General features: G+C 36.4%; 13 protein-coding genes and 4 tRNA genes. All 17 read left to right on the top strand.

Annotated elements, in window-relative coordinates; translation table 11 throughout:
• Nucleotides 1–89: 89 nt before the first annotated feature.
• The 17 genes from BK577_RS06600 (at nucleotide 90) to BK577_RS06520 (ending at nucleotide 14,597) form a co-directional block, all read left to right on the top strand.
• Nucleotides 90–1,109 carry a YkvI family membrane protein gene (locus BK577_RS06600; RefSeq protein ID WP_078432196.1) on the top strand — a complete coding sequence of 340 codons (1,020 nt, stop codon included), beginning with the start codon at nucleotides 90–92 and terminating at the stop codon, nucleotides 1,107–1,109.
• 221 nt (nucleotides 1,110–1,330) lie between these two features.
• On the top strand, nucleotides 1,331–2,200 hold the full coding sequence (locus tag BK577_RS06595; RefSeq protein WP_139367278.1) for a mechanosensitive ion channel family protein: 870 nt from the start codon (nucleotides 1,331–1,333) through the stop codon (nucleotides 2,198–2,200).
• A 14-nt stretch (nucleotides 2,201–2,214) separates the two neighbouring features.
• Nucleotides 2,215–2,421, top strand: coding sequence for a DUF951 domain-containing protein (locus BK577_RS06590; protein ID WP_026561621.1), 207 nt, complete (start codon nucleotides 2,215–2,217; stop codon nucleotides 2,419–2,421).
• 16 nt (nucleotides 2,422–2,437) lie between these two features.
• The gene (locus tag BK577_RS06585) at nucleotides 2,438–4,444 is read left to right on the top strand and encodes a molybdopterin-dependent oxidoreductase (protein WP_078432195.1); all 2,007 of its coding nucleotides are present in this window, start codon (nucleotides 2,438–2,440) and stop codon (nucleotides 4,442–4,444) included.
• A gap of 384 nt (nucleotides 4,445–4,828) precedes the next feature.
• On the top strand, nucleotides 4,829–5,929 hold the full coding sequence (gene ychF, locus BK577_RS06580) for a redox-regulated ATPase YchF (protein ID WP_078432193.1): 1,101 nt from the start codon (nucleotides 4,829–4,831) through the stop codon (nucleotides 5,927–5,929).
• Nucleotides 5,930–6,047: 118 nt separating this feature from the next.
• Entirely contained in the window at nucleotides 6,048–6,335 is a 288-nt protein-coding gene (gene rpsF, locus BK577_RS06575) for a 30S ribosomal protein S6 (protein WP_078433485.1), read from the top strand.
• 37 nt (nucleotides 6,336–6,372) lie between these two features.
• Nucleotides 6,373–6,894 carry a single-stranded DNA-binding protein gene (gene ssb / locus BK577_RS06570; protein WP_078432192.1) on the top strand — a complete coding sequence of 174 codons (522 nt, stop codon included), beginning with the start codon at nucleotides 6,373–6,375 and terminating at the stop codon, nucleotides 6,892–6,894.
• Nucleotides 6,895–6,931: 37 nt separating this feature from the next.
• Nucleotides 6,932–7,171 (top strand): 30S ribosomal protein S18, encoded by a 240-nt coding sequence (gene rpsR / locus BK577_RS06565; protein WP_026561616.1) that lies wholly within the window; start codon nucleotides 6,932–6,934, stop codon nucleotides 7,169–7,171.
• 180 nt (nucleotides 7,172–7,351) lie between these two features.
• Nucleotides 7,352–8,287, top strand: coding sequence for a YybS family protein (locus BK577_RS06560; RefSeq protein WP_078432191.1), 936 nt, complete (start codon nucleotides 7,352–7,354; stop codon nucleotides 8,285–8,287).
• 38 nt (nucleotides 8,288–8,325) lie between these two features.
• Complete coding sequence (locus BK577_RS06555) at nucleotides 8,326–10,299, top strand: DHH family phosphoesterase (protein WP_078432190.1); 1,974 nt, start codon at nucleotides 8,326–8,328, stop codon at nucleotides 10,297–10,299.
• Nucleotides 10,296–10,742 carry a 50S ribosomal protein L9 gene (rplI, locus tag BK577_RS06550; protein WP_078432189.1) on the top strand — a complete coding sequence of 149 codons (447 nt, stop codon included), beginning with the start codon at nucleotides 10,296–10,298 and terminating at the stop codon, nucleotides 10,740–10,742. Before BK577_RS06555 ends, rplI begins: the two co-directional genes overlap by 4 nt.
• Nucleotides 10,743–10,859: 117 nt before the next feature.
• Entirely contained in the window at nucleotides 10,860–12,215 is a 1,356-nt protein-coding gene (dnaB, locus tag BK577_RS06545) for a replicative DNA helicase (protein ID WP_078433484.1), read from the top strand.
• A gap of 281 nt (nucleotides 12,216–12,496) precedes the next feature.
• Nucleotides 12,497–13,783, top strand: a complete 1,287-nt coding sequence (locus BK577_RS06540) for an adenylosuccinate synthase (protein ID WP_078432188.1) — start codon at nucleotides 12,497–12,499, stop codon at nucleotides 13,781–13,783.
• Nucleotides 13,784–14,068: 285 nt separating this feature from the next.
• Nucleotides 14,069–14,144 (top strand) — tRNA-Lys (locus BK577_RS06535).
• A 19-nt stretch (nucleotides 14,145–14,163) separates the two neighbouring features.
• Nucleotides 14,164–14,238, top strand: a tRNA-Glu gene (locus BK577_RS06530).
• A gap of 27 nt (nucleotides 14,239–14,265) precedes the next feature.
• Nucleotides 14,266–14,342 (top strand) — tRNA-Asp (locus BK577_RS06525).
• A gap of 182 nt (nucleotides 14,343–14,524) precedes the next feature.
• A tRNA-Phe gene (locus tag BK577_RS06520) sits at nucleotides 14,525–14,597 on the top strand.
• Nucleotides 14,598–14,740: the final 143 nt, after the last annotated feature.

Below are 14,740 nucleotides of genomic sequence, written 5' to 3'. Positions count from 1 at the left end.
CTCCCATGTCATAGTAGTAACAGTATACGGAGAAATGTTCGATTCTATACATGTTCGTTTTAATTAGGACAACCATATGAGGTGAGAAAATGAGATCAGGTATTAAATGGATGTTTCTAATCTTAGGAACAATCATTGGTGCAGGCTATGCATCGGGGAGGGAATTATGGGAGTTTTTCGGCTTTGAAAGTGGACTGGCAATTGTCATTTTTACTGTTATTTTTATCATTGCTGTCTACGTAATTATGAAAATTAGTTATGAAGAAAAATCCAGCCATTTCTTTCCCATTTTAGAAAGGTTAATAGGTAAAAAGCTTTCTTATGTGTACGATGTGCTCATCGTATTGTATTTGTTTACAACAACGATTGTTATGATTGCTGGAGGAGGGGCCACACTTGAAGCCTTTTCAATTCCTTACTGGATTGGAATCGCTGTTTTCGCCATATTACTTGTTCTTCTGTTTGTTGGAAGCGCAAATGGAATTATTAAGCTGAATGCTATTGTGATTCCATTGCTTGTTTTTGGGCTCTTTTATTCATTATTATCCTTTAATATTTCCCATCATCATTCATGGGTCCTTGATTTAAAAAAACAATACAATTGGCCTGCAGCCTTTACCTTTACGGCCCTGAATATATTACCTCTTATTGCTGTATTATCTGCAGTTGGAAAAGAAATGAAGGGGTTGAAGGAAGCGAAGATTGCGAGCATAGGAAGTGGGATTGTTTTAGGGGCTATTTCCTTTGTTTATAATGAAACATTAGTGCAAATGTCTGACTATTTGGCAGAATATGAAATACCTCTTTTTGCTATCTTAAAAGGATCACCTTTTGCATTCTTCCTCTTTATGTCCATTATGCTATGGCTTGCAATCTATACAACCGCTGTTTCAGGTATATTTGGACTTGCTTCACGACTAAGGGATCTAATGAAAATGCCCTTTTGGATTATGGCGGCAATTTTAGTGATCATTATGCTTCCATTTACTCGGTTTGGTTTTGCAAATCTGGTGGCAATTTTATATCCTTTATATGGTTTAATCAATCTGTATTTGCTTGTAACGATATTGCTTTATCCGATTTTAAATCGATATCGAACACGTGAATAGGTAAAATAGGATTTTCATGATAGACTATGTCTGCAATTACTTTCAGAAAACCCCTTTTATATTAAATAAAGACAGGAGCTTACGACATAATTCCTATCTCTACATACGAATATATATAATTACGAAATTTAACATTTTTTCGTGCAAAATTACGTAGGATATGGAGTATAATTGGCTATGAAAATGGCTATTTAAGTTTAATACTATAAAGGGTGATTTTATTGAAGTTACTAGAAAATTTGTGGAATCAAATGGTTGATTACATAACAAATATAGAGCTATGGATAACATTAGGACAAGGTTTATTGAAAATTTCTTTGATATTCATTATTGCTTCTGTTTTTATTCGAATTGGGAAAATTGCGATAAGTAAGATCTTTTTATTTCGCGGGAAATCACCACTTCGAATATCAGTAAGAAGAGAAAATACGTTAGCAAAGCTACTTGAAAATATTCTCACTTATGTTGTGTATTTTATTGCCATTATCATGATTTTAGAAACAGTAGGTATTAAAATAGGACCACTACTAGCAGGTGCAGGAATTTTAGGTTTAGCAGTAGGTTTTGGTGCGCAAAATTTAGTCCGAGATATTATAACTGGATTTTTCATCATTTTTGAAGATCAATTTTCAGTAGGAGATTTCATTCGTGTATCTGCCTTTGAGGGAACGGTTGAAGAAATAGGGTTACGTACAACAAAAATAAAGAGTTGGACAGGTGAAGTGCATATCTTGCCTAATGGTAACATAACTGAAGTAACAAATTTCTCTATTCATAACAGTGTAGCTTTTGTGGATATTAGTATTGCCTATGAAAGTGATATTTCCGAAGCAGAACGTGTGATTCAGGAATTATTATTGGAAATACAAGATAAGTATGAAGATATTGTTAATCCTCCTGAATTATTAGGTGTTCAAAATCTAGGTGCTTCTGAAGTAATTCTTCGTGTAACGTGTGAAGTTGAACCAATGAAACATTTTCATATTTCGAGAATGCTTAGAAAAGATATTAAAACAAGATTGGATGAAAGAGGTATTGAGATTCCTTATCCTCGTATCGTCATGTATAACAGAAAAGATGAAGTAAGTTAGGAGGTCTATATCATATGGATAAAGAATTTGGTTTAAATGATATTGTTGAAATGAAAAAACAGCATCCATGTGGAACAAATGAGTGGAAGATTATTAGAATGGGAATGGATGTACGGATTAAATGCCAAGGCTGTGATCATAGTGTACTCATTCCTCGCAGGGAGTTTTCTAGAAAATTAAAAAAAGTATTGGTTCGTAATGAGGAAGCAAACGAATTGTAAGTGGGGATGAGCAAATATGAAACAAGTATTTAAGTCATCATGTCCTTTAAATTGCTGGGATAGCTGTGGTTTTGAAGTAACAGTGGAGAACGGAAAAGTAGTGAAGGTTGAAGGGGATAAAGATCATCCAATTACTCAAGGAAAGATTTGTGGAAGAGGACGGATGCTCGAAACGAAGACAAATTCAAATAAGAGATTAACTGTTCCTTTAAAAAAGGTAGATGGCAATTTTAAAGAAATCTCCTGGAAGCAGGCTCTGAATGAGATTGCTGAAAAAATGAGTGGTATTAAGGAATCATATGGACCTACTGCCGTTTTGCATAGTCATGATTATGCAAATAATGGATTATTAAAAAATATTGATAAAAGATTCTTTAATTGTTTTGGGGGAGCAACTCATTTAGTTGGTAGTATTTGCTGGGGATCTGGTATTGAAGCTCAAACTTGGGACTTCGGTAGCTCGGATAGTCATGCTCCGAATGATATTCTCCATAGCCAACATATTGTTATTTGGGGAAGAAATGTAGCAAGAACGAATATGCATTTGTTTCAAAAGCTCCAAGAAGCAAAAAAACAGGGAGCAACAATTACTGTTATAGATCCCATTTATAATGCAACAGCAAAAATTTCTGATCAATATATTTCAATTAAACCGGGTATGGACGGGCTAGTAGCAATAGGTATTATGAAAGTACTTATCCAGGAAAATAAAGAAGATACAAATTTTATTGAAAACTATACTGTGGGATACAACGACTTACTTGAGTTGTTGAATCAATTCACGATCGATGAAATTTGTTCAAAGGCAGAGATTACATTATCAGAAATAGAATATTTAGCTTATATCTATACAAATGGGCCAACCTCAACATTCCTGGGACTTGGGATGCAGCGTTATGCAAATGGTGGAAATACAATCCGTTTAATTGATGCATTAGTTGCCATAAGCGGGAATGTTGGAGTTCGAGGTGGTGGAGCCAATTTCGGCAATATTCAGGTTGGGAAGAGCTTTAGTATGAATGCTCTTGCTTTAAATGATAAAAAAACGGAATCCAGAACTTTTACAATGATGGAACAGGCTGATGGAATATTAAAATCAATTGATCCAACTATCCAAATGATTATTGTGACATGTGGAAATCCGGTTGCCCAGGTTCCTGACTCAACTAAAATCATGAAAGCATTTCAGTCAGTTGAAACAGTTGTAGTGATTGATCATTTTTTAACAGATACAGCTGAAATGGCTGATTATGTTTTACCTACCACAACCGTTTTTGAAGAAGAAGATATTTATTATACATCTATGTATCATCATTATGTAAATTATGGAGAAAAACTGGTAGAACCTCCAGGTGAGGCAAAGTCTGACTTATGGATTTGGACACAGCTGGCAGAGAGATTAGGTTTTGGTAAGGAATTTTCCTATACAAGAGACGAGTTTTTAAAAATTGGAATGATGGGGCTTGAGTCAGAAGGTATTACACTTGAAAAGCTTAAAGACGAAAAAAGACTGCCATTACCTGTTAACCATACACCATGGAATGATATGAAATTTTCAACACTGAGCGGGAAATTTGAGTTTACGTCAGAGTTAGGATCTATAAAAGGATTTGTAGGTAAACCGCAATATCTATTCCCGGTTGAATCAGAACATACAAACCCTGCACTAGCAGAAAAATATCCTTATCAGTTATTATCCATTCATCCATTACGCTCAAATCATTCACAACATTATGTGTTAATAGAAGCTATGCAATCAGTAAAAATTGAAGTATCAGAGGATATTGCGATCGAAAAGCAACTAGCTGAAGGAGACAAGGTGAGAATTCATAATAGCCGTGGAGAATTAAACGGTTCAGTCAAAATTATGAAAAAAGCACATCCTAAAACAATAAATGTTGATGAAGGATTATGGCAAAAGTTCGGTGGTTCAGTTAACCTTCTCACACCTGACCGTGTATCAGATAATGGACAAGGAAGTACTTTATATGACTGTTTAGTAGGGTTGGAGAAGATAGATTAACTTTTTGGGGAGAGCTTTTAAATAGCTCTTTTTTTAGTGGCCTTTTCTTGGCATTTTGGGAAAATGATTGTTTTTATTAAGTGACAAATTTAAAAGAACGTTGATTGGAGTGGAAGGTACGAGACTCCTTCGGGAGAGCGTGTTGATGGAGACCCCGCAAGTGCAAAGCACTGAGGAGGCTCCAGAGACCGCCCGCGGAAAGCGAGTACCTGCAATGGAAATCAACCAATGTTTTAATGACACCTAATTCAAAAGTAACAATGCCTACTTTAAGCATCTTATTTCATCAGTAAGCTTGTATTTTACAGCTTTACTATCTATAATTGTTGAAGATTGATTGAAAATCGGACAAATTTCTTTGTTTTTTATAGAGGAGTGGGAAAAATGGCATTAACAGCTGGAATTGTAGGTCTACCTAACGTTGGGAAATCTACATTATTTAACGCAATTACACAAGCTGGAGCAGAATCAGCAAACTATCCATTCTGTACAATAGATCCAAATGTAGGAATTGTAGAAGTTCCTGATGAACGTTTGCAAAAACTAACAGAACTTGTAAAGCCGAAAAAAACAATTCCAACTGCATTTGAATTTACTGATATTGCAGGAATTGTTAAAGGTGCAAGTAAAGGTGAAGGTTTAGGAAATAAATTCCTTTCTCATATTCGACAAGTAGATGCGATTTGTCATGTTGTGCGATGCTTTGCAGATGACAATATTACACATGTATCAGGTAAAGTAGATCCAATTTCGGATATTGAAACAATCAATTTAGAATTGATTTTAGCTGACCTTGAAACAGTTGATAAGCGTATTGATCGCGTTGCTAAATTGGCGAAGCAAAAGGAAAAAACAGCTGTATTTGAACATGAAATTTTGGTGAAGCTGAAAGAAGCATTTGAAAGTGAAAAGCCTGCACGTGCAGTTGAATTTAATGAAGAACAACTTAAATATGTGAAGCAATTGCATCTTTTAACAATTAAACCAATTCTTTATGTGGCAAATGTTAGTGAAGAGGAAGTAGCAGATCCTTCAAACAATGAATATGTCAAACAAGTACGTGAATTTGCTGCTGCTGAAAATGCAGAAGTAATCGTTGTGTGTGCAAAAATTGAATCGGAAATTGTTGAGCTTGAGGGCGAAGAAAAAGAAATGTTCTTAGAGGAACTTGGTATAGAGGAATCCGGTTTAGACCAATTGATTAAAGCTTCTTATCAGCTTCTTGGACTAGCTACTTATTTTACTGCAGGTGAACAAGAGGTTCGTGCTTGGACATTTAAAAAAGGAATGAAAGCTCCTCAGTGTGCAGGTATCATTCATACTGATTTTGAGAGAGGGTTCATTCGTGCTGAAACAGTCTCTTATGAGGATTTACTAGCAGCCAAAACAATGGGGGCAGCACGTGAAGCAGGAAAGGTTCGTTTGGAAGGAAAAGAATATATTGTTCAAGATGGAGATGTCATTCACTTCCGTTTCAATGTTTAATTTGCTAACTTGCGTGTTTCGAACCTTTTTGTTATAATACCTAATTGTGAGTAATTTATTTATTTAATTGCTCCTTGCCCAGTTGTGGGCCGTTTAGACCAAAAGGAGGTGTAAGATGATGAGAAAGTACGAAGTTATGTACATCATCCGCCCAAACATTGAAGATGAAGCTAAGAAAGCTTTAGTAGAGCGTTTCAACAACGTTTTATCTGAGAATGGTGCGGAAGTAGCAGAAGCGAAAGAGTGGGGCAAACGTCGCCTAGCATACGAAATCAATGATTTCCGTGATGGTTACTATATGCTTCTTCAAGTTAACTCTGAAGCTGCAGCTGTTCAAGAATTCGATCGTTTAGCGAAAATCAGCGAAGATATCATTCGCCATATCGTAATTAAAAAAGAAGACTAATCGTAATAGATAAGATATACAAAAAAGGATGGTTCTGATGTTGAATCGAGTTGTATTAGTTGGAAGACTAACAAAAGATCCAGATCTGCGTTACACACCAAGCGGAGTAGCTGTTGCTACCTTCACGCTAGCTGTAAACCGTACGTTTACAAACCAACAAGGTGAGAGAGAAGCAGATTTTCTTAACTGTGTGATTTGGCGAAAACAGGCTGAAAACGTAGCGAACTTCCTGAAAAAAGGAAGCTTAGCAGGTGTTGACGGTAAATTGCAATCACGTAGTTATGAAGATCAAACTGGAAAACGTGTTTATGTAACAGAAGTTGTTGCAGAAAGTGTCCAATTCCTTGAGCCTAGAGGAGCAAGTGGTGGAGGAAATAACAACAATAACTTCAACAATAATAATAACTTTGGTGGGTACCAAGGTGGTAATTCTGGCAATCAAAACCCATTCGGTTCAGATCAAAATCAGCGTAATCAAGGTCGTACAAGCTTTGATGACGATCCATTTGCAAATGATGGAAAACCTATTGATATATCTGACGATGACTTACCGTTTTAATAGATAAACATTTAAAATAGAAGGGAGGAAATTGATCATGGCAGGCGGACGTAAAGGTGGACGTGCAAAACGTCGTAAAGTGTGTTTCTTCACATCTAACGGAATCACACACATCGATTATAAAGATGTAGATTTACTTAAAAAGTTCGTATCTGAACGTGGTAAAATCTTACCTCGTCGTGTAACAGGTACTAGCGCTAAATACCAACGCAAATTGACTGTAGCAATCAAACGTGCTCGTCAAATGGCTTTATTACCATATGTTGCTGGTGAATAATGAATGAAAAGCACAGAGATGGATTTATTCCTATCTGTGCTTTTTTCGTCATTAAAAACCGCATTTTTAAAGAAATTTTAGGGTAAGATTTAGTAAAGACTTTATACATAGTAAAGGTTTGTTCAGATAGCTGATCAAGGCGCTTGCGCTTTTCTTATATGATTTTAAAGAGGTGTCATTGTGAAAAAGGCTCATGTTTTAACAGAAGGAGCTGTATTATTAGCACTTTATTTAGTTCTTATGCTTTTTGCAAGATACGTCCCTATTATTGGGACGATTGTTCTGTTTGTTTTGCCATTGCCTTTTATTATTTTTACACTCAGGCATGGTATTCGACTTACGTTTCTGCTCATTTTTGCAGGAAGTATTCTTTCGATTTTGTTTGGCTCTATATTTAGCGTGATAACAGCTGTTACTTTTGGTTTAAGTGGTGTAATAATGGGCTATTTCTATAAGCGTAAGCAAACACTTGGTGTACTCGTTGGGGGAAGCTTAGCTTATACATTCAGCATAATTGTTGCCTATATTGGTGCCAAGCTATTTATGAATATCGATTTTATCCAGGATTCAATTAGTCTCCTTGAACAATCCATTCAACAATCAAAAAATATTATGGAGTCATTTACGGCAGAAGACCAAATCAGTGCACAGTTTGCTCAATTAGAAGAAGGATTGGAATTAATGGTTCATTTAGTTCCTACAATGTTTGTAACAATTGGAATGATTTCAGCTGTTATTACTCATTTGCTTGCTATGCCAATATTAAAGAGACTGAGGTTTGATCTTGCTCCATTAAAACCTTTTCGCGATTGGAAACTACCTCAAAGTATTGTATGGTATTATTTAATTGTTTCCATTTTGCTAATGGTGTATCAAGATACAGAAACCTTTCTATTTACTGCTGTAATCAACCTATATTTTATCTTGCAATTCTTTGTTCTTATGCAAGGATTCTCATTTACCTTTTATTATTCATATATAAAGGGATGGTCAAAGGCTGTGCCAATTTCAATTTTGATCGGCTCATTTCTTATTCCAATACTTCTTTATCTTATAAGAATCTTAGGTATAATTGATTTAGGCTTTCCTCTCCGTAATAAATTATCAAAAAAATAGGTTTGTATTCACTGTTGCGAGGAGTTGATGAAAACAGCATGCCAAGTTTTTATGAAAAACCATTAATCCGTTATCCTATTTATGCATTGATTGGCGTAACAGTGATAGCAGTACTTTTTTTATCTTTTTATAATTGGATCTTTGGATCTATTTTATTGGTTATTCTAGCCACTGTCCTTTATTTTATTAAACGAGCTCTTTCAGATTTTAAAGCAGAGATGGAGGAATACATAACAACGCTTTCATATCGGTTGAAAAAAGTGGGCGAAGAAGCATTAATGGAAATGCCAATCGGAATTATGCTTTTTAATGATCAATTTCAAATTGAATGGTCGAATCCCTTTATGACGTCTTGTTTTGATGAGGATACTCTTGTTGGCAGGTCACTCTTTGATCTTGCCGATTCTTTAGTCCCATTGATAAAACAAGAAGTTGAGTCAGATACAATAGCATTGTATGAAAGGGAATTTAGGGTAATCATTAAAAGAGAAGAGCGTTTAATCTATTTCTTTGATGTTACTGAGCAAATCGAGATTGAAAAGCAATATGAAGATGAACGAACAGCTTTAGCCTTTATTTTCCTGGATAATTATGATGAGGTCACTCAAGGGATGGATGATCAAACAAGAAGTGCAATAAATAGTGAGGTAACATCACTATTAAATAAATGGGCAAAGGATTATGGTGTCTTTCTTAAAAGAACCTCTTCCGAAAGATTTATCGGAGTATTAAACGAGGATATTTTAACAAAATTAATGAAAACAAAGTTCTCAATATTAGACGAAGTACGTGAGAAAACGACGATCCATAATGTTTCGCTAACATTGAGTATTGGAGTAGGCTCTGGTGTATCTTCTTTGCAAGAGCTTGGTGATTTAGCCCAATCAAGTCTAGACCTTGCATTAGGGCGTGGAGGAGATCAGGTAGCCATCAAGCAGCAAAATGGAAAGGTGAAGTTCTTTGGTGGCAAAACAAATCCAATGGAAAAGCGGACCAGAGTTCGTGCACGGGTGATTTCCCATGCTTTAAAGGAAATTGTGACTGAAAGTGATAAAGTCATGATCATGGGCCATAAATATCCTGATATGGATGCAATCGGTTCGGCTATTGGAATATTGAAGGTTTCACAAGTAAATGAAAAAGAAGGATTTATAATTTTAGATCCGGATGCACTTGATTCAGGTGTAGAACAATTATTTGCTGAAGTTAAATTACATCCGGAACTATGGTCAAGGTTTATTACTCCGGAGCAGGCACTGGAAATCATGACAGATGATACACTTTTAATTGTGGTAGATACTCATAAACCATCATTAGTCATTGATGAAAGAGTTTTATCAAGAAGTGAGCATGTCATTGTCATTGATCACCATAGAAGGGGAGAAGAGTTTATAAAGGATCCGATACTTGTCTATATGGAGCCATACGCTTCTTCTACAGCAGAGTTAGTAACAGAACTATTGGAATATCAGCCGAAGCACTTAAAAGTAAATATGATTGAAGCGACGGCCTTATTAGCGGGTATTATTGTAGATACAAAAAGCTTTACACTTCGTACCGGTTCACGTACATTTGATGCAGCCTCCTATTTAAGAGCAAAAGGTGCTGACACAGTATTAGTACAAAAATTCTTAAAAGAAGACATTACAAGCTATGTAAAGCGTGCTAAGCTCATTCAGAATGCCTCAATTTTTAAAGAAGGAATTGCTATAACAGTTGCGGAGGATCATGATTTTTATGAGCAAGTAACGATTGCACAAGCTGCAGATACGTTACTAACAATGAATGGTATTGAGGCCTCATTTGTTATTGCGAAACGTAATGAGGAAATGATAAGTATTAGTGCCAGATCATTGGGAGATGTGAATGTACAAATCATTATGGAAGCTCTTGATGGGGGCGGTCATTTAACAAATGCAGCAACTCAAATGCAGCATACGACGTTACAAGAAGCAGAAAATAGATTAAAATTAACATTAGAAGACTATCTAGAAGGAGGAACAAAATCATGAAGGTAATCTTTTTAAAAGATGTTAAAGGTAAAGGGAAAAAAGGAGAAGTAAAAAATGTTGCTGACGGCTATGCACATAATTTTTTAATCAAGCAAGGCCTTGCAGTAGAAGCAACAAACGCAAGTATTAGTTCATTAAATGCACAAAAGAAAAAAGTAGAGCAGGAAGCGATAGAAGAACTGGAACAAATGCAGCAACTAAAGCTTGATCTTGAAAAATTAACGGTTGAAATACAAGCAAAATCAGGTGAAGGCGGTCGTTTATTCGGCTCTGTAACAAGCAAGCAAATTGCTGATGAGCTGAAGAAAACCCATAGTATTAAACTTGATAAACGTAAATTAGATTTACCAGATGGTATTCGTGCACTAGGGTATACAAATGTCCCTGCTAAGCTTCATCCAGAAGTAAGTGCAACGATTAAAGTCCATGTAAAAGAACAGTAAGTAAATGTTGGTAATGGTTGTGGTTTGGTGGAAAGAGTGAAATTTGTCTTGAAGCGGAGCCACTTTTTTTTTATCCTTAGTAATAGATTACTATAAACTTAAAGGACGGTGATCATCATTAACGAGTTACTTGGTGATCGTATTCCACCACAAAATATAGAGGCTGAACAGGCTGTTTTAGGAGCTATTTTTCTACAACCATCCTCTCTTACTTTAGCATCAGAGCTATTAATTCCTGATGATTTTTATCGTGCTGCCCATCAGAAAATATATAATGCGATGCTTGAGCTTTCAGACAAAGGTGAGCCGGTAGATTTAGTGACGGTAACTTCTGAATTAGCTGATGTAAATTTACTAGAAGAAGTAGGTGGAGTTTCCTATCTTAGTGATTTGGCAAACTCAGCACCAACAGCTGCAAATATAGAGTACTACGGGAAAATCGTTGAGGAAAAATCAATTTTAAGAAGACTGATTCGTACAGCTACTACTATTGCACAGGATGGATATAGCAGAGAAGATGAGGTTGAAGTCTTACTCAGTGAAGCCGAAAAGACGATTATGGAGGTTGCACAGCGGAAAAACGCCGGTGCCTTTCAGAACATTAAAGATGTACTTGTACAAACCTATGATAATATTGAAACCCTTCATGACCGAAAAGGTGATGTTACAGGTATTCCAACAGGATTTATAGAATTAGATAGAATGACAGCCGGGTTTCAGCGAAACGATCTCATCATTGTAGCGGCTCGTCCATCTGTTGGTAAAACAGCCTTTGCTTTGAATATTGCTCAAAACGTAGCAACAAAGACAGATGAAAATGTAGCCATATTCAGTCTTGAGATGGGTGCAGATCAGCTTGTGATGAGGATGCTATGTGCAGAAGGAAATATTGATGCACAGAGATTAAGAACAGGATCTTTAACAGCGGAAGACTGGGGTAAGCTTACAATGGCAATGGGAAGTCTCTCTGATTCTGGAATCTATATTGATGATACACCTGGTATTCGAGTTGGTGATATTCGTGCTAAATGTCGTAGACTAAAGCAGGAAAGCGGACTTGGAATGGTCTTAATTGACTATCTTCAATTGATTCAAGGAAACGGCCGTACAGATAACCGTCAACAAGAGGTATCAGAAATTTCCCGTTCACTTAAAGAATTAGCTCGTGAATTAAAAGTGCCTGTTATTGCATTATCACAGTTATCGCGTGGAGTTGAGCAACGTCAGGATAAACGTCCGATGATGTCTGATATTCGTGAATCAGGAAGTATTGAGCAGGATGCAGATATTGTTGCCTTCCTATATCGTGATGACTACTATGATAAGGAATCCGAAAACAAAAATATTATTGAAATCATTATTGCAAAGCAACGTAACGGCCCTGTTGGTACATGTTCGTTAGCATTCGTAAAAGAATATAATAAGTTCGTTAATCTGGAACGGCGATTTGATGATGAAGGTGTTCCAGCGTAAAAAGGAGATTGCATAGAGCGATCTCCTTTTTTGTACTACTATAGAAATTGATAATAACTTAATTTTTCCTAATGTATTTATATTTAATTGGAAACACTAGACCTGGGTTTAAAAAAAACAATTTAGAAAACAGAGTAGAAAGATTCTTCCTACATATGTGTTGAATTTACGAACAAATACAGTGATTCTTTTTAATATTGTTCGTATTTACATTGACTTTCAATTCTGTGATTGTTAAAATATACATGTTTGAATAGTGCGAAATTACGGAGGTGCACGGAATGTCTTCAGTAGTAGTTGTTGGAACTCAATGGGGAGATGAAGGTAAAGGAAAGATTACAGATTTCCTTTCTGAAAATGCAGAGGTTATTGCTCGTTACCAAGGTGGTAACAATGCAGGTCATACGATTAAATTTGATGGAGAAACATACAAGCTTCATTTGATTCCATCAGGGATTTTTTATAAAGATAAAATTTGCGTAATTGGAAACGGAATGGTTGTTGATCCAAAAGCACTGGTACAAGAACTTGCTTATTTACATGAACGTGGAGTTACAACAGATAATTTACGCATCAGCAATCGTGCGCATGTTATCTTACCTTATCATCTAAAATTAGATGAAGTAGAGGAAGAGCGCAAAGGTGCTAATAAGATTGGAACAACGAAAAAAGGAATCGGTCCGGCTTATATGGATAAAGCGGCTCGTGTTGGAATTCGTATTTCTGATTTATTAGAGCGTGATGTATTTGAAGAAAAGCTTTCCAGAGCACTTCAAGAGAAAAACCGCCTTTTAGAAAAATTCTATGAAGTTGAAGGTTTTACAGTTGAGGAAATTCTGGATGAATATTATGAATATGGTCAACAGTTTAAGAATTATGTTGTAGATACTTCAGTAGTTCTAAACGATGCTTTAGATGAAGGACGTCGTGTTCTATTTGAAGGTGCACAAGGAGTTATGCTGGACATTGATCAAGGTACATATCCATTTGTTACATCATCAAATCCGGTTGCCGGAGGAGTAACAATCGGTTCTGGTGTTGGACCAACAAAAATCAATCATGTTGTAGGTGTGTCAAAAGCATATACTACTCGTGTAGGAGATGGCCCATTCCCTACAGAGCTTAATGATGAGATTGGTCATCAAATCCGTGAAGTTGGTCGTGAATATGGAACAACAACTGGACGTCCACGTCGTGTAGGCTGGTTTGATAGTGTTGTTGTCCGTCATGCAAGACGTGTGAGTGGATTAACAGATCTTTCACTAAACTCTATTGATGTGTTAACAGGTATTGAAACATTAAAAATCTGTGTTGCCTATAAATATAAAGGTGAAACAATCAACGAGTATCCTGCAAGCTTAAAAGTCTTAGCAGAATGTGAACCAGTATATGAGGAATTACCAGGCTGGACAGAGGATATTACAGGTGTACGTAATCTAAGTGAATTACCTGCAAATGCTAGACATTATATTGAACGTATCTCTCAACTTACAGGAATTCCATTATCTATCTTTTCTGTTGGACCAGATCGTTCACAAACAAACGTTATTCGCAGCGTGTATAGCTAAGTATAGTGGGAGGGATATGTGTCCCTCCTCTTTTTATTTTTATAAAAAAATATATTTTTATAAAAAATATGTTGTAAAGTAGTTTAGATGATGTTATGATAGATCACGTCCTGTTAGGAAACAAATCATTGTGAAATGAGCCATTAGCTCAGTTGGTAGAGCACGATCGAGTAAACTGCGAAGCGATACATCAGCGTACAAATTGAGCTGCACCTTGACTAAACTTTCTGAGATTTGGGCGTCTATAACAAGTGAAAGACTAGGTTGTACTTCTCATTATAAAATGAGCCATTAGCTCAGTTGGTAGAGCATCTGACTTTTAATCAGAGGGTCGAAGGTTCGAGTCCTTCATGGCTCACCATTGTTTTTTCAAAAACAGTGGCCCATTGGTCAAGCGGTTAAGACACCGCCCTTTCACGGCGGTAACACGGGTTCGAATCCCGTATGGGTCACCATTATTTTAATCTAAACATATAAAAAATGGTCCGGTAGTTCAGTTGGTTAGAATGCCTGCCTGTCACGCAGGAGGTCGCGGGTTCGAGTCCCGTCCGGACCGCCATTTACATATTATGATTTAAACTTTACATAGTGGTTATTAATTTAAGAGTAAGAGGGTTTCAATAAGCGAGAAGGTCGAGGAAGCGACTGAGCGAGCACCGGAGCGTATGACCATACGTGAGGATGTGAGCGATGGAGCTGACGAAGAGATTCGAAGCTTAGTGGAAGCCGTATACTTAGTATGGCTCGGTAGCTCAGTTGGTAGAGCAATGGACTGAAAATCCATGTGTCGGCGGTTCGATTCCGTCCCGAGCCACTCAAAAGACATGAATCTTTAGATTCATGTCTTTTCTTTTTGAAAATTTTAGTATGCCATGATGCGACAATATAACCAAAAATTGTATCCAATAATACAGTAGTATTACAATTTGATGAAATAACCGTACGATTAAAGATTCT

The sequence above is a fragment of the Metabacillus halosaccharovorans genome (genome assembly GCF_002019635.1).
GTDB lineage: Bacteria > Bacillota > Bacilli > Bacillales > Bacillaceae > Metabacillus > Metabacillus halosaccharovorans.
This window is presented reverse-complemented; position numbering and strand designations above follow the sequence as displayed.